The organism is Nonomuraea sp. B10E15, assembly GCF_039871615.1.
Lineage (GTDB): Bacteria > Actinomycetota > Actinomycetes > Streptosporangiales > Streptosporangiaceae > Nonomuraea.
In genome coordinates this window covers 71,371-86,410 of sequence record NZ_JBDPMB010000012.1, presented here as the reverse complement: position 1 = coordinate 86,410, position 15,040 = coordinate 71,371, and the positions used below count along the sequence as shown (strand labels likewise).

The window sequence follows — 15,040 nt, the reverse complement described above, 5'->3', positions numbered from 1 at the left end:
GATCGCCAGGAACCACAGCAGTCCCGCTTTCAGACTTCTACGGTCAGCTCCTCACCACGCGCCACGACGACGGGCTGCGCGTGCCCGCCGGCGCTTTCACCGTCCGGGCCGACCAGGGCGAGGCGGTTCAGGTCGAACCGGCCCGACGCGCACTCCAACGTCACCGCCACGCCGCTGCGGCGGAGCGTGCCCCAGCCCGTGCCGGTCACCACCGGCCACGACCCCCCGTCCGGCGGCAGCGCCACGCGCAGCGTGCCGGTGGTGGCGTCCCAGCTCTGCCCGGTGATCACGTCGAGGACGCTCCAGCCGGCCAGCGCGCGCACGTAGTGGTCGCCGCACTCGATCTTGTTGTACGGGTTGCGGCGGCTGCCGTCGTAGCGCGCCCACAGGCCGGAGAGGATCGCGTCGCCCTCCTCCTGCAGCCCTTCGTACAGGCAGTGCGCGGCGACCTGGTACTCGATCCCGGTCCACACCTCGTCGGCGTAGCGGGTCGGCACCGCGGGCCGTCCCCCCTCCGGCCAGGTGCACATCAGCAGGCCGGTGTCGTCCTCGTCGGCGAACACCCGGAAGACGTGGTCGAAGTCCTTGAACCCGGTGCGGAGATTGTGCCGGACCACCGCGCGCAGCGCGGAGAGCACGTGCTCGCGCGGCAGCAGGTAGCCCAGGTCGAGCTGGTGCGCCCACCACTGGCCTATCACCTGGTCGGCCAGGCAGCCCGACTCCCACTGGAACTCCCGCGACTCGCCCGGCTCCAGGACCTGCGTGTAGTACTCGCCGTTCCACAGCAACTCGTCGTACGCGGCGCTGCCCCGCTCGAACAGCCCTCGCAGCTCGGTCGCGAAGTCCGGCTCGCCGGTCAGCCGCGCCATCTCCTCGGCCGCCCGCAGCGCCGCCAGCCACAGGGTGCCCATGAAGCTGTTCACGCCGCACAGGTCGATGTCGTGGGTGCTCGGCTGGATGCCGCGCAGCACACCGGTGCCGTCCGGGTCCCACTTCGCGCGGATGTGGTCGAGCAGCCTGCGCACGTTCGGCCAGTACCGCCGGAGCCAGTCCTCGCCCGCGCCCTGCCGTACCTCGCGGTAGGTCTTCAGGACCGTGCCGAGCATGCCGTCCAGCGCGGGCTCCTCCGGGCCGCCGATGATGACGTCCCAGAGCTGGGGCAGGTACGTCGGGGAGATCACCCGGTGCGGGATGTAGCCTTCCGGGGCCTGCATCACGTCGAACTCGGTCTCCCGCATGCTCCGCTCCAGCGAGGGGAACAGCCGGGCCAGCGCCTGCTCGTAGTTCCACACGTGGGTGCAGTTGAGCGGGCACGATCCGCCGGCGTCGCCCGCCCACATCACGGTCGACGCCCCCTGCACGCCCTCGAACCCGAAGAACGCGCCGTCGGCGGTCTGGAAGCAGCTCGGGCTGCGGATGATCGCGGCCTGCGCGGCCATCCGCTCGGCGGTGTCCGCGGTCAGCGAGCCGCTGGTCAGCGTGTCGGTCCAGGCCCGCGAGTCGGCCTCCAGGTCCGCCCAGTTCGCGCCGAGGTGCTCCGCCACCGCCACCGCGTCGGGGAACGCGGTGGCGTAGGCGTTGCCCAGCCAGAACCGGGTCGGTCCCCATTCGGTGTGCTGCGGCCCGAACTGGGTGAAGTTGACGTAGCGGTTGGGGAACCACCAGGTCATGACGTACCGGATCTGGACGCGCTCGCCCGGAGCCAGCCGGAACGGCACCGCCAGGCCCGCGTTCCAGGTGCGCCCGGCCGGGCTCGGACCCTCCGCCGGGTTGGGTCCGCTGACCATGGTGTCCGCCAGGTATGGCACGTGCCGGCTCCGGGCGGCGTCCACCGCGGGCGCGCGTCCCCGCAGGTACGCGAAGAACTCCTCCGGCTCGCTCCACTGCGGCAGCGCGCCCGCGGCGGCGGAGTCGGCGCAGAGCACCATCTGCCCGGCCCCCGGGTGGGCGGCGGGCAGCCCGGCGTTCTCCATCACCACGGCGGTCCACCCGCCGTGTCGGCGCACCCGGTTGGTGTTGCCGCCGTAGCCGGGGCCGGCCGTGCCGGTGATGGGGCTGACCCCGTCGTGGCCGACGGCGTTCTGCAGGGTCGCGCCGAGCTGGCCGTGGATCGGCAGGTCGTCGATGTTGGTCAGGGTGAAGGTGAACAGGGCCGCGGGCAGCGAGCTACGCGCCACATCCAGCGGCACCAGCGGGGTGAACGCCTCCAAGGAGACCCGCACCGGCAGCGAGGCGTCGCGGTAGTCGATCCGCGCGAACGGGTAGGTCGACTCAAAGGTCGTCCCCTCCACGCCGCGCTCGCGGGCCAGCAGGTCCCGCTGCCAGCCGGGCACGTGGTCGTCCGTGACCAATGGCGTGCCCGGCCCGTCCACTGGCGGAGCGGCGAGTACGCGCACCTCGTCCAGCGGCGGCTCGATCCGCGTGGCGCGCAGCGCGAAGAACGACCCTGGCAGGTCGCCTTTGTGGTTGCCGATGTTGTGGAGCTGCCACTGGCGCAGCGCCCCGTCGGCGCAGAGCGCGACGTTGCCCGTCCCGATGCCGCCCAGCGGCATGGCGATGTGGCGACCGTCGGCGTGCTCGATGCGTCGCGGTGCGGCGGCATCCGGCCGGGCGGCGTTGCGCGGGGTCATCGGGTGGTCCTCCCCATGGTCGGTTGTGCGGACGTGGTCGAGGTGAAGGCGGCCGCGACCATCACCAGGGCGAGGGGGGCAGGGAAGAGCAGCAGCAGCGAGGCGGTCAGGCCGGTGGCCGCCTGCGCCGCCAGCACCGCCACCGCCGGTACGGCCAGCACCCTCACCGGGTTGCGGGCCACCAGGTGCAGTGCACCCGCCCACAGAGGCGCGCCGCGCAGCTCCGGCCGGTGCAGCGCCAGCGGGAGTGCGACGCAGGCGCCCAGCCCGGTCACCACGGTCAGGGCGCCGCCGAGCGCGAGCGGCACCAGCACCCACGCCTGCCGGGACTGCGCCCAGACCTCCAGGCTGACCAGCGTCAGCGCGGCGATCCCCGCCGGAACGGCCGTCACCGCGACGCCGCGCGCGGGCGCGGAGCGCAGGCAGCCGAGCCAGTCGCGTACGGTGGGCTCCTCGCCGTGCCACATCCGCACGGCGAGGTGGACGAGGGCGGCCAGGGGCGCGCCGATGAGTACGGCGGCGGCGGCCACGGAGATCGGTGTCAGGCCGGGGCCGGTCAGCGCGGTGGCCGCCGCTCCGGCGCAGACCGCGACGCTGCCCGCGAGCAGCGCCGGTAAGGACGGCCAGGCGGCCCGGAACAGCCGGGGCAGGGACGCACCGCTCATCCGCGGATCCCGGAGATCGCGATGCTGGCCGCGAAGCTGCGCTGGAACGCCAGGAAGAGGATCAGCACCGGCAGCACCACCATGGTGATGGCCGCGAAGACCACCACGGTGGGGCTGGTGCCGAAGCTGCTCTGCAGCGTGACCAGGCCCAGCGGGAGCGTCATGTTGTCCGGGCTGTAGACCAGGATGAGCGGGGCGAAGTAGTTGTTCCACGACGCCTCGAACGCGAGGATGGCCAGCGCCGACAGGGCCGGGCCCGACAGCGGCACCAGCATGCGGAACAGGATCCACAGGTGACCGGCTCCGTCGATCTTCGCCGCGTCGTCCAGTTCCCTCGGGATCGTGTTGAAGTACTGCCGCAGGAAGAAGATCGCGAACACGTTGATCAGGGCGGGCAGCCAGAGCGCGGGCAGGGTGTCCACCAGCCCCAGGTTCCGCATCATCAGGAACACCGGGATGATCGTGAGCTGCGGCGGGACCATCAGCGCGCTGAGCATGGCGATGAACATCACGCGGCTGCCGCGGAACTCCAGCCGGGAGAACGCGTAGGCCGCGAGCACGCTGGTGAACAGTGACCCGGCGGTGGCCGTCACGGCGACCACCAGCGAGTTCATCGCCATCCGGCCGAACGGCAGCAGCTCCGGCACCTCGGCGAAGTTGTCGAGCGTGAAAGGGCTCGGAATCCACTTGGGCGGCAGGGTGAACGCCTGGCCGGCCGCGGTCAGGCTGCTGCTGACCAGCCAGACCAGCGGTGCCACCATGACGATCCCCACGACCAGCAGCGCCGCGTCGATCACCACGGAGCCGGTCCGCCACCGCCTCCGCCGTGGCGTGCCCACCGTCGTCGATGTCGTCGCTGTCACTGCTCGTGCACCCATCGTTTCGACATCCAGAACTGGAAAGCCGTGACGCTCATGATCACGATGAAGACCACCACGGCGACCGTCGAGGCATAACCGACGCTGAAGCTCTCGAACCCGGTCTGGTAGAGGTACATGACGATGCTCATCGTCGAGTTGTCCGGTCCGCCCTGCGTGATGATCTGCATCGGGTCGAAGATCTGGAATGCGCCGATGAACGTGATCACCGTGGCGAAGAACAGCGTCGGCGACATCATCGGCACGGTGATGTGCCAGAACACGTGCCAGCTGCTCGCCCCGTCCACCCGGGCCGCCTCCACCAGCCGCTCCGGCACGGCCTGGAGTCCGGCCAGCATGATGATGAAGGTGAACCCGATGGTGTGCCAGAAGTCGATGCCGATGATCGCCGGCAGTGACCAGGCGGGGTCGGCGAACCACGACGGCGCGGTGATGCCGAGCACCCCGAGATAGTGGGTCACCAGCCCGAAGTTCGGGTCCAGGACGTACTTCCAGAGCAGCGAAACCGCCGCCCAGGAGATGACGAACGGAAAGAAGATCGCGGTTCGCACGAAGTAGGACAGCACCCGGTTCTTCATCCGGTTCACCGCCACGGCCAGCAGCAGGCCGCCGACAATGTGCGTGACCACGGACGCGAAGGCGAAGGCGAAGGTCGTGCCGAGCGCCTTGATCAGCAGCGGGTCCGCGAACAGGTTGGCGAAGTTCGCGAATCCCACGAACCGTGCGGGGGTCAGCAGGTCCCAGGAGTACAGGCTGAGGGCGAACGCGAAGACCAGCGGGCCGGCCACGAAGATCAGGAAGAGCAGCAGGGCCGGGCTGATGAAGACGTATCCGGCGAGTGACCGTCGTGGCCGGGCGGCCCGCCGCGCTCCGCCGGAGGAGATCCGGCCGGAGGCGAGAGTCGGCGCGGTCACAGCAGCCCGCCCAACTGCCGGTTGGCCTCGGCGAGCGTCGCAGCCGGCTCTCCGTTGCCGCTCAACACCTTCAGCCACGCCTCCTCGATGATCTTCTGCGCCTCCGGGCCGCGGTCGGGGGAGGGGATCGGCGTCGCGTACGAGATCGCCTCCGCCAGACGCTCGCTGCGCTCGGAGGCGTTGCCGGTGAACGCGGGGCCCTCGGCGACGGACCTGCGTGCGGGGACGATGGTGCCGCCGATCGACGCGAAGAACGTGGCCGCCTGCTTGGAGATCAGGAACTTGATGAAGGTCCACGCCTCCTGCTTGTTCTTCGAATCTCGAGTGATGGGCCAGCCGTCCCAGCCCACCGGGGAGCCGTCGGTCCGCCTGGTCGGAAACGAGACCACCAGTGTCTTGCCGACGATGCCGAGCCGGCGCAGGTCGATGACGGGCCACCGGCCGCCGTTGAGCGTCGCCAGCTTGCCCTGGGCCAGCGCGGTCGCCGCGTCGAACTGACCTCCCGGCTTGGGCGCGAGACCCGCGTCGATGAGGCCCTTGACGAAGGTCACCGCCTCGATCGCCTCGGGGCTGTCGAACGTCGGCCGCCGCCAGGTGGCGTCGAATGTGCTGGCGCCGTTCGTGGCCAGCCACGGCATGATGCCGCCGAAATAGCTCAGGTCGGTGGGGACGAGGAAGGCGCCCGTCGCGGCCTTGACGCGCTCGCCGGCGGCCCGGAACTCGTCCCAGGTCCACTTGCCGTCCTCGGGCAGTTCGACGCCGGCACGGGCGAACACCTCGGTGTTGGCGTAGAGGACCACGGTGTTGTACCCGCCGGGCATGTAGTACGTACGGCCGTCGTGGGAGGCATAGCGGGTGTTCCAGTCGATCAGGTTGGGATCGATGTCGGCGAAGTAGTCGTCGACGATCTTCTGGTCCGCCTTGATGTAGGGGTCGAGCGGTTCGAGCAGTCCCTTCGAGGCGAAGATGCGCTGCCCCTCGGTGGCGACCTGGATGATGTCGGGAACGTATCCGCCCGCGATCCGCGTCGCCACGGTGTTGGCGAACACGGCCCAGTTGCCGGCGGGGATGGCCTGCGCGACCAGTCGGATGTTCGGGTTGACCTTGTTGAACTCGGTGAACAGCGCACGGAACTGCGCCTGCTGGTTGGCGTCCCCCATGTAGACGAAGGTCAGCGTGCCCTCGCCGGTCCCGCCGCACGCGGTGGTCAGTATGGGGAGCGCCGCCGCGGCTGCCGCGGCCTTGAGCACGCCGCGCCTGGTCGGGTCGCCTCCCCGGCCGCCGGGCGGTCCGACGGCCGGCCCGCCGGTGGTTTCCTCCATGGAGGGAGTCCCTTCGGGAGCGGACGGGGAAATCGATTTCCGACAGCCTAGAGAAGTTGAACAGGGCCGTCAATAGAGCGTTGCGCCAAGCCGCGGCGCCCTCGGGCAGGAACGCATCGCACGGTCAGGTCGTCGCTGGGGAACTCAGCGGAACCGGTCCGGCCGGCAACCGGCGAGCTCGGGGGCCGGCAAGCCGGCGAGGATCTCGGAAGCGGCAAGGCGGCCGGCTGCGGCGGCCAGGGTGATCGCCGAGTGCATCACGGTGATGTACAGACCCCGGGTGCCGGCGGGGCGGCCGATGACCGGTTCGCCATCGGCAGGCATGGGGCGCCAGCCGATCTCGCCGGAGACGATCTTCGTGTCGGCGGCGCCGGTGAAGGAAGCAGCGAACCGGTCGCGGGCACGCCGGGCGGTCCCGAGCAGCGCGGCCTGGTCCGTCTCCCCGCCGTACGCCACGGGGGCGAGGACCGTGCCGTCGTCGAGCTGCCGGACCTCCAGTGACGGCGTCGCGACGATCGTCCGGACCAGGCCCGGCGTCGCGCGCAACCGGACAAGGACAGCGGGCGACGGCTCGACGGGCAGGTCGATGCCGATCCCCGAGCACAGGGCCACCGTGCCGGTACCGGCGGCCAGGACGACGGTCTCAGCGGGAACGGTTCCGGCGGTCGTCCGGACGCCGCTCACCGTGCCCGCCTGGTGGTCGAGGGCAGTCGCCAGCACGCCCGTCAGCAACCGCGCGCCTCGGTTTCGTGCGGCGGCGACCAGGAGTTCGGTCGCCGCGACCGGGTCGAACGCCGCATCTTCCGGACTATGGACGGCCTCGGCCGGCGGATGGAGCAGGTGCGGTTCCAGCGCTCCGACGTCGTCGGTGCGCGCCCCCGGGCTCTCGTCGAAGCCGTCCCAGCTGATCGAGCCCGACCAGCGGATCGACAGTCCGGGAAGCTCCGTCTCCAGCCGCCGGTACTCGTCCAGTGCGAGATAGCGCAGCGGCGCCGAGGGCAGGTCGCTGACGGCCGGTCGTCCGATCCAGGCGAACGAAGCGCGGGTGGCGCCCGAACCAGGCAGGCCCGCATCGATCAACGTGACGGGTCGTCCGTGCCCGGCCAGGTGGTACGCCAGTGACGCCCCGACGATGCCGGCGCCGACCACGACGATGCTGCGATCTGTCATTCCAGCGTTCTAACAGGTGGGGGCATCGCCGCGACACCGGATTTCGGCCACCGGAGGACTCGGCCTGTCGAGCGCGATGGCTCCATCGCATCTGTCCACCCTGCGCGTCAGAACCCGTTCTCGCATTCGAGGCAGTAAACGCCGTACGCCCGGCCGAGCACCGGCAGGGCCACGTTGCGCACCCGGATGCCGCCCGGCGTCATGCCCTTCGGGCTGCCCTTGTGCGCGTGCCCGTGGAGGACCAGGTCCGCGCCGGCCGTGTCGACGGCCTCCGCCAGGAGATAGCTGCCGAGGAAGGGGTAGATCTCCGGAGGCTCGCCCTCCAGCGTCTCCTTGACGGGCGAGTAGTGCGACAGCACCACGCGCTCGTCGGCCACGATCTCCTTCAGCGCGACCTTCCACGCCTCGGCGATGGAGCGGGTGTGGGCGACGAAGTTCTTGATCTCGCGCTCGCCGAACTCGCTGGCGCACTTGCCGGCGAACCCGCCGCCGAAGCCCTTCCCGCCGACGACCCCCAGCTTCGTGTCACCGCACTGGAGCACGACGCCGTCGTCGTCGAGCACGATCACCCCGGCGTCGCGGAGCTCATCTGCGATCTCGTCCTGCAGGTCGGAGTGGTAGTCGTGGTTGCCGAGCACGGCTACGGCCGGAATCGGCAGGTCGCGCAGCTCGTCGGCCACCACCTTTCCCTCCTGCAGCGTGCCGTGCCTGGTGAGGTCGCCCGCGAGCATGAACACGTCGGCGCGCTCCTCGATGCCCTCCAGCCTGCGCCGGTAGTGGCCCCTGCCGTCCTCGCCCAGGTGAATGTCGCCCACTGCGGCGATGCGCAGGTCAGTCAAGATGCTCATCCTCTCCTGGCTCGGTGGCGTCCACGATGTTGATCTCGTTGTGCACGCGGAGCTCGGGCGCGGTCTCGTGCGCCACCTGGCCGAGCCGCGTGCGCTGCTCGGCCTCGCTCACCTGACCGCGCAGGAACAGCTGGTCGCCTCTGATGTCCACGCGGATGCCCAGCTCGTTGGTGCGCCCGTCCTCGGCCAGCGCCTGCTGAACGCGGGCCGCGACGTACTGCGGAGCCTCCATCGCTGTCTCCTTCCCTGTCGCCGCATTCCCGGGTATAAACCGGTCAAACAGCACGAATTAGGTCTATGACCGCCCGTTCCACCGTGCCCGCCGTGGCCAGCTGCCCGAAGTCGGCGTCCGCCCCGAGCTCGGTCAGCACCGCCGCGATGGTCCTGTCCCGCTCGTACGCCTCGACCACGCGCGGATCCACGTACGAGGCGCGCGCCACGGCGGGGGTGTTGCCCAGGTACTCGGCGACCTCGCGCATGACGCGCACGATCGCCTTCTGCTTCTTCGTCCGCCCCTCCGCGCCGGCCGGCCCGGACACCGCCAGCCCCACGGCGGCCAGCACCGTGGCGTGCCAGGTGCGGAAGTCCTTGGCCGTGACCTCGTACCCGATGATCTGGCGCAGGTAGTCGTTGATGTCCTCGCTCCTGATGTCGCTCCAGCCGCCCGCGTGCCGGTAGCGCAGCAACTCACCGTCCTCCCCGAGCGCCTTGAGCGACCTGAGCACCCGGCACGCCCCGGGATCGGCCAGCTCGACCTCGCGGGCGACGTCGCCCTTGGCCTGGTAGGAGCAGACGACCACGCCGCGGGCGCAGGTGACGTGCTCCATCCTCAGCGTGGCCAGCCCGTAGGTGTCGTAGCTCTCGCCGCCGATGCGGAAGAAGCCGATGTCGAGCAGGCGGGCGGCGGCGGCCAGCACCCGCCGCCGGGTCAGGCCGCGGCCCTGGAGCTGGTCGTCCACGGCCTTCCTGAACGCGGGCAGCCGCTCGGCCACCTCCAGCACCCGGTCGAACTTCTCCCGGTCCTGCTGCTCCCGCCAGACGTCGTGGTAGCGGTACTGCCTGCGCCCTGCCGCGTCCGTGCCGACCGCCTGCAGGTGCCCGTCGGGCGAGGCGCAGATCCACACGTCTTTCCAGGCCGGCGGGATCGCCAGCGCCTTGATCCGCTCCACCGTGGCGCGGTCGCGCACCGGCCCGCCGTCCGGGGCCACGTAGGAGAATCCCCGGCCGCATCGCCGTCGTACGATCCCCGGCTCGTTCTGGTCGCTGGGCCGCAGGTCGGGACCGCCGGCGCGGGGTCGCGGGTCCACGTTCTGGTCAGGCTCGGGCACCGGGCACGGCTACCCAGGACGTTACCTCGCAAACGGGACGGGCAGGTGAGCGGCATGTCTGAACACGGAGAGTGGCACGAGGAGAAGTCCAGCAGAGGTCACGCCATGGTGCCCGCCACCCCTCGCGACGTGGTGCACATCAGGGTGGGCTCGTTCCTGCTGGTGTTCCTGTTCGCGGTCGCGGTGCTCGGGCTCATCGCGGGCGCCCCGGTCATGACGGGCATCGCAGCCGTGCTGGCGGTGCTCACGGTGATCGACATCACGCTGGCCGTACGCCGCCAGAAGCAGCGGAGCGACGGAGAGGCGGGCTGATCCCGACATGGCGCAGTTGAGCGGGCGCGTAGTGGTGGTGACGGGCGCGAGTGGCGGGGTCGGGCGTGCGGTCGTCCGCGAGCTCGGGCGGCGGAGGGCCAGGGTGGCCCTGATCGCCAGAGGCACGGCCGGGCTGGGCGCGGCAGCGGTGGACGTGGGGGTCGAGGGAGGCAGCGGGCAGGTCTACGAGGCGGACGTGGCGGACTATGACGAGGTACGCAAGGCCGCTGAGAAGATCGAGGCGGAGATGGGCCCCATCTCGGTGTGGATCAACACCGCTTTCTCCTCCGTCTTCGCGAAATTTCAGGACATCTCCCCTGAGGAGTTCAGCCGTACGACGGCCGTCACCTACCTCGGCTACGTCTGGGGCACCAAGGTGGCCCTCGACCTGATGCGGCCGCGCGGCACCGGCGCCGTCGTCCAGACCGGCTCGGCGCTGTCCCAGCGCGGCATCCCGCTGCAGTCGGCCTACTGCGGCGCCAAACACGCGATCAAGGGCTTCTCGGAATCGGTCCGCACGGAGCTGCTGGCGGACGGGAGCGACATCCAGGTCACGCTCGTCCAGCTGCCCGCCGTCAACACCCCCCAGTTCGAGTGGGTGCTGTCCAAACTCCGCCGCCACCCCCAGCCGGTCCCCCCGATCTACCAGCCCGAGGTCGCGGCGCGGGCGATCGTGTACGCCGCCGAGCACCCGGAGCGTAAGGAGTACTGGGTGGGAATGAGCACCGCGGCCACCCTCCTGGCCCAGCGCGTGGCCCCGGCCCTGGTGGACCGCTATCTGGCACGGACGGGAGTGAGCTCGCAGCAGACCGACGAGAAACCCCCCAGCGGCGTGTCCAACCTCTGGGACCCGGCCGACGAGACGACGGACTACGGCGCCCACGGCATCTTCGACCAGCGCTCCCATGCGCGCAGTCCCCAGGTCTGGCTCTCCCGGCACCGCCGGCCGGTCCTGATCACGCTGGCCGCGGGCACGGCCGCCGGCGCCCTCGCCACCCTCGGCCGGCGCCTGCGGCGCTGACCGTCCACGACAGCACCACAGACGACGGGGGCCGCCCGCGTCGAGCGAGGCGGCGGGGGTAGGGCGGGCCGAAACTCTCCAGGAGGTCATGATGGCCGAACACGATCTGCAGTTCCTGGCGGAGCTGGCGGCACAGCTGCGCGTCGACTCCGTCCGCGCCGCCGCCGCGGCCGGCTCGGGACATCCCACGTCATCCATGTCCGCGGCCGACCTGATGGCCGTGCTGTTCGCGAGACACCTCCGCTACGACTTCGACCAGCCGGACAACCCGGCCAACGACCACGTGATCCTGTCCAAGGGGCACGCCTCTCCCCTGCTGTACTCGCTGTACAAGGCGGCCGGTGTCATCGGGGACGAGGAGCTCCTGACGTTCAGGCGGCGCGGCAGCCGGCTGGAAGGGCACCCGACACCTCGGCTGCCCTGGGTGGACGTGGCCACCGGCTCGCTCGGGCAGGGGCTGCCGGTGGGCGTCGGGGTGGCGATGGCCGGGCGGCTGGAACGCATGCCGTACCGGGTGTGGGTGCTCTGCGGCGACAGCGAGCTCGCCGAGGGGTCCATCTGGGAGGCCGCCGAGCACGCGGGCGGCGAGGGCCTGGCCAATCTGACCGCGATCGTCGACGTCAACAGGCTCGGGCAGAGGGGACCCACCCGGCACGGGTGGGACACGGGCGCGTACGCGCGGCGCTTCTCGGCGTTCGGCTGGCACACGATCGAGATCGACGGGCACGACCCCGGGGAGATCGACTTCGCTCTGCAGGACGCCTGCAAGACGCGCAGGCGCCCCACCGCCATCCTGGCCAAGACCCGCAAGGGCGAGGGCGTGCTGGAGGTCGAGAACCGCGAGGGCGCCCACGGCAAGCCGCTCAAGGACGCCGACAAGGCCGTCGACGAGCTGGGCGGGCCGCGGGACGTACGCGTCACCGTGCGCAGGCCGGACGCGGCCGCCGAGCCGTACCGGTTCGGCTCCGGCCCGCTGGAGCCGCCCGCGTACGAGGTGGGCGAGCAGGTCGCGACGCGGACGGCGTACGGGGAGGCGCTGGCGGCGCTCGGCGCGGCCCGCGGCGACGTCGTGGCGCTGGACGGCGAGGTGGCCGACTCCACCAGGACCGAGGCCTTCGCGCAGCGCTTCCCCGAGCGGTTCTTCGAGATGTACATCGCCGAGCAGCAGCTCGTCGCCGCCGCCGTCGGGATGCAGATCCGCGGATGGATCCCGTACGCCGCCACGTTCGCCGCGTTCCTGACCAGGGCGCACGACTTCATCAGGATGGCCGGGGTCAGCCGGGCGTCGATCCGGCTGATCGGGTCGCACGCCGGGGTGTCGATCGGCGAGGACGGCCCCTCGCAGATGGGGCTGGAGGACCTGGCCATGATGCGGGCCCTGTACGGCAGCACCGTGCTCTACCCGTGCGACGCCAACCAGACCGCCTCGCTGATCGCCGAGATGGCCGGCGTCGAGGGCGTGTCCTACCTGAGGACCACGCGCGGCAGCACGCCCGTGATCTATCCGCCGGGCGAGCGGTTCCCCGTCGGCGGGTCACGGGTGCTGCGGCAGTCGAGCGGCGACCGGGCCACGATCGTGGCCGCCGGGGTGACCGTGCACGAGGCGCTGGCGGCGGCCGGCGAGCTGGAGACGGCGGGAGTCCCCGTGGGAGTGATCGATCTGTACTCGGTCAAGCCGGTCGACTCGGCGGTGCTGGTGGAGGCGGCCACCACCACGGGCAACCTGATCACGGTGGAGGACCACCGGCTCGAAGGCGGGCTGGGCGACGCGGTGCTGGACGCCGTCAGCGAGCTCGGGCCGCGAGTGGTGAAGCTGGCCGTGACCGGGCTGCCGGGGTCCGCCAAACCGGAGGAGCAGCTCGCCGACGCCGGCATCGACCGCCGCGCGATCGTGGAGGCCGTCAAGCGGGTGCTGTGACCCGCTCAGGCCGAGCTGCTCGCGCGGCCGGGTGCTCGCGCGGCCGGGCGGCCGGGTGTTAGGCGGGGCATGGAAAGGCCGGCGGTCGAGGGGGTGGCGCGGTGCCGCCTCCCTCTCCCGCCGGCCTCGTGACGAGCCGGCCGCCTCCGGACTGCGCGCCGGTCAGCGAGCCTTCGCCGTGGCCTTCCTGTTGGCCTTCTTGATCGCCGACACCAGCTCCTGCTTGGTCATCTTCGACCGGCCGCGCACGCCCAGCTTGGCGGCCACGCCCTGCAGGTGTTCCTTGCTGGCGTTGGCGTCGACGCCCTCGGCCGTCCTGCCGGACCGGTCCGTGGCGCCCTTGTCGGAAGGACCCTTCTTCGACTTCGGCTCCCAGTGGTCGCCGACCTTCTCGAAGGAGTGCTTCAGCGCCGCGAACGCCGTCATGTGGGCGCGCCGCCCCTCGCCGTACTCCTGCACTGCCGAGTCGTGCGCCTTGATCCACGTGTTCTGTGCCTTCTTCGGCGAGCGCCTGATGGTCGACGGCAGTTCTTCGACTGCTGGCATGTCGCTTCACCTCCTACAGCGGTGGTTCGTCGTAGTGACGCCGTTCCTCGTAGACGGTCGTCCTCCTGGCCTCGGGCTCCTCGTAGATCTCGTGACGGTGGACCGGCTCGTCGATGGGGCCGACCGCCCGGCGGGTGACGCTGATCCGGTAGATGCCGAACCCGAGTCCGACCAGGCCTCCGAGCATGAGGACCAGACCCACTACGTTGATGTCGAGACCGGCGAGGTCGAACTCGACGGCCCAGGTGAGGATCGCACCGAGCATGATGAGGATGATGCTTCCGGCGATGGTCATCTGATTTACCTCCTTAACACGAAGGACCTCTATCCACATGTCGAAAAACAAACCAGTCGTGGTGATCGGGCTCATGGGATCGGGCAAGACGACGGCGGGCGTGCTGATCGCCGAGGCGCTGGGGCGGGAGTTCAGCGACAGCGATCCGTTTCTGAAGTCGAGGTACGGCGGCACCGCCGCGCAGATCGCCGCCCGCGAGGGCGCGGCCGCGCTGCACCTCTACGAGGCCGAACACGTGCTGCGCGAACTGGCCGGCCCGCCCAAGGTGATCGCGGCGGCGGCGAGCACGGTCGAGGACCCCGAGGTCCGGGCGGCATTGCGGGCCGCGTTCGTGGCCTGGGTCGACGCCCCCGACAAGGTGCTGGCCGAGCGGATGCGTTCGAGCGACCACCGTCCCGACTTCGACCCGGCGGCCATGCGGGCCCGCCGCGAGGGCTATTTCCGTGAGGTGGCGGACACGGTGTGCGACGTCAGCGAGCTCAGCCCCGAGCAGGTGCGCGACAAGGTGGTGCGGGAAATGGGTTTGCCCGCCGGTGATCGCGACCGATAGGCAAGGGAGATGTTCGCCGAGAAACCCGTGCTGGAGGGCGCGCGCGTGACGCTGCGCCCGGTCGGTCCCGAGCACGCGGAAGGCCTGTACGAGCTGGTTCGCGACCCGGAGGTGCGGCGGCTGACCGGCTCGCACGGCGAGTTCGACTTCGAGGGCGCCCGCCGGTGGTGCGCGAGCCGGGCGCAGCACGCCGACCGGCTCGACCTGGCGATCATGACCGGCGACGGTTACGCGGGCGAGGTGGTCCTCAACGCCCTCGACCGCGCCAACCTGTCGTGCAACCTGCGCATCGCGCTGATCGGCCCTCGGGCGTTCGGCAGGGGCTACGGCACGGAGGCCATCGAGCTGGTCCTCGGACACGCCTTCGGCACGACCCCACTGCACCGGATCGCGCTGGAGGTCTACGCTTTCAACGACCGCGCACGACACGTCTACAAGAAGATCGGCTTCGTGGAGGAGGGCGTGAAACGTGACTCCTTGTTGTGGGGCGGCGCATGGCACGACTGCGTGATCATGGCGATGCTCCGCCCCGGGTGGCAGGCAAGATCCGGAACCCTGGCATAATGATCATGACGCATGGGTCCCCCGAGGCGCGCGGGGGACCTGTCGCGTCATTTCGGACAACCATTGGACGGTGTCGTGC

General features: G+C 70.8%; 16 protein-coding genes. 5 read left to right on the top strand and 11 right to left on the bottom strand.

The window, feature by feature from the left end; all coding sequences use genetic code 11:
• Positions 1 to 29: 29 nt before the first annotated feature.
• The 9 genes from ABGB14_RS29365 to ABGB14_RS29325 form a co-directional block, all read right to left on the bottom strand.
• Positions 30 to 2,630: a GH116 family glycosyl-hydrolase gene (locus ABGB14_RS29365; RefSeq protein WP_347647062.1), complete on the bottom strand. Its 2,601-nt coding sequence runs from the start codon at positions 2,628 to 2,630 to the stop codon at positions 30 to 32.
• A complete protein-coding gene (locus ABGB14_RS29360) occupies positions 2,627 to 3,295 on the bottom strand; it encodes a hypothetical protein (protein ID WP_347647061.1) in 669 nt (222 codons plus the stop codon). The genes ABGB14_RS29365 and ABGB14_RS29360 overlap by 4 nt, the downstream gene beginning before the upstream one ends.
• Positions 3,292 to 4,158, bottom strand: a complete 867-nt coding sequence (locus ABGB14_RS29355) for a carbohydrate ABC transporter permease (RefSeq protein ID WP_347647060.1) — start codon at positions 4,156 to 4,158, stop codon at positions 3,292 to 3,294. The genes ABGB14_RS29360 and ABGB14_RS29355 overlap by 4 nt, the downstream gene beginning before the upstream one ends.
• Positions 4,155 to 5,087: a sugar ABC transporter permease gene (locus ABGB14_RS29350; RefSeq protein WP_347647059.1), complete on the bottom strand. Its 933-nt coding sequence runs from the start codon at positions 5,085 to 5,087 to the stop codon at positions 4,155 to 4,157. Before ABGB14_RS29350 ends, ABGB14_RS29355 begins: the two co-directional genes overlap by 4 nt.
• On the bottom strand, positions 5,084 to 6,409 hold the full coding sequence (locus ABGB14_RS29345; protein WP_347647058.1) for a sugar ABC transporter substrate-binding protein: 1,326 nt from the start codon (positions 6,407 to 6,409) through the stop codon (positions 5,084 to 5,086). The genes ABGB14_RS29350 and ABGB14_RS29345 overlap by 4 nt, the downstream gene beginning before the upstream one ends.
• 144 nt (positions 6,410 to 6,553) lie before the next feature.
• Complete coding sequence (locus ABGB14_RS29340) at positions 6,554 to 7,579, bottom strand: FAD-binding oxidoreductase (RefSeq protein WP_347647057.1); 1,026 nt, start codon at positions 7,577 to 7,579, stop codon at positions 6,554 to 6,556.
• 107 nt (positions 7,580 to 7,686) lie between these two features.
• A complete protein-coding gene (locus ABGB14_RS29335; RefSeq protein ID WP_347647056.1) occupies positions 7,687 to 8,427 on the bottom strand; it encodes a metallophosphoesterase in 741 nt (246 codons plus the stop codon).
• Complete coding sequence (locus tag ABGB14_RS29330) at positions 8,411 to 8,659, bottom strand: BON domain-containing protein (protein WP_347647055.1); 249 nt, start codon at positions 8,657 to 8,659, stop codon at positions 8,411 to 8,413. The genes ABGB14_RS29335 and ABGB14_RS29330 overlap by 17 nt, the downstream gene beginning before the upstream one ends.
• A 43-nt stretch (positions 8,660 to 8,702) precedes the next feature.
• Positions 8,703 to 9,755, bottom strand: coding sequence for a DNA topoisomerase IB (locus tag ABGB14_RS29325; RefSeq protein WP_347647054.1), 1,053 nt, complete (start codon positions 9,753 to 9,755; stop codon positions 8,703 to 8,705).
• 54 nt (positions 9,756 to 9,809) lie between these two features.
• Here ABGB14_RS29325 and ABGB14_RS29320 point away from each other — a divergent pair, with 54 nt between their 5' ends.
• The 3 genes from ABGB14_RS29320 to ABGB14_RS29310 all read left to right on the top strand — a co-directional run bounded on the left by ABGB14_RS29320 (position 9,810) and on the right by ABGB14_RS29310 (position 13,006).
• The gene (locus ABGB14_RS29320) at positions 9,810 to 10,067 is read left to right on the top strand and encodes a hypothetical protein (RefSeq protein ID WP_347647053.1); all 258 of its coding nucleotides are present in this window, start codon (positions 9,810 to 9,812) and stop codon (positions 10,065 to 10,067) included.
• Between the two features lie 7 nt (positions 10,068 to 10,074).
• Positions 10,075 to 11,088 carry an SDR family oxidoreductase gene (locus tag ABGB14_RS29315; RefSeq protein ID WP_347647052.1) on the top strand — a complete coding sequence of 338 codons (1,014 nt, stop codon included), beginning with the start codon at positions 10,075 to 10,077 and terminating at the stop codon, positions 11,086 to 11,088.
• A gap of 91 nt (positions 11,089 to 11,179) precedes the next feature.
• Positions 11,180 to 13,006, top strand: a complete 1,827-nt coding sequence (locus ABGB14_RS29310) for a transketolase (RefSeq protein WP_347647051.1) — start codon at positions 11,180 to 11,182, stop codon at positions 13,004 to 13,006.
• Between the two features lie 162 nt (positions 13,007 to 13,168).
• Here ABGB14_RS29310 and ABGB14_RS29305 read toward each other — a convergent pair whose 3' ends face one another.
• Complete coding sequence (locus ABGB14_RS29305) at positions 13,169 to 13,552, bottom strand: ChaB family protein (RefSeq protein WP_347647050.1); 384 nt, start codon at positions 13,550 to 13,552, stop codon at positions 13,169 to 13,171.
• A 13-nt stretch (positions 13,553 to 13,565) separates the two neighbouring features.
• A complete protein-coding gene (locus tag ABGB14_RS29300; protein WP_347647049.1) occupies positions 13,566 to 13,847 on the bottom strand; it encodes a hypothetical protein in 282 nt (93 codons plus the stop codon).
• A gap of 37 nt (positions 13,848 to 13,884) precedes the next feature.
• Between ABGB14_RS29300 and ABGB14_RS29295 the strand changes: the two genes are divergently transcribed.
• Positions 13,885 to 14,397, top strand: coding sequence for a shikimate kinase (locus ABGB14_RS29295; protein ID WP_347647048.1), 513 nt, complete (start codon positions 13,885 to 13,887; stop codon positions 14,395 to 14,397).
• Positions 14,398 to 14,406: 9 nt separating this feature from the next.
• Entirely contained in the window at positions 14,407 to 14,961 is a 555-nt protein-coding gene (locus tag ABGB14_RS29290) for a GNAT family protein (protein WP_347647047.1), read from the top strand.
• Positions 14,962 to 15,040: the final 79 nt, after the last annotated feature.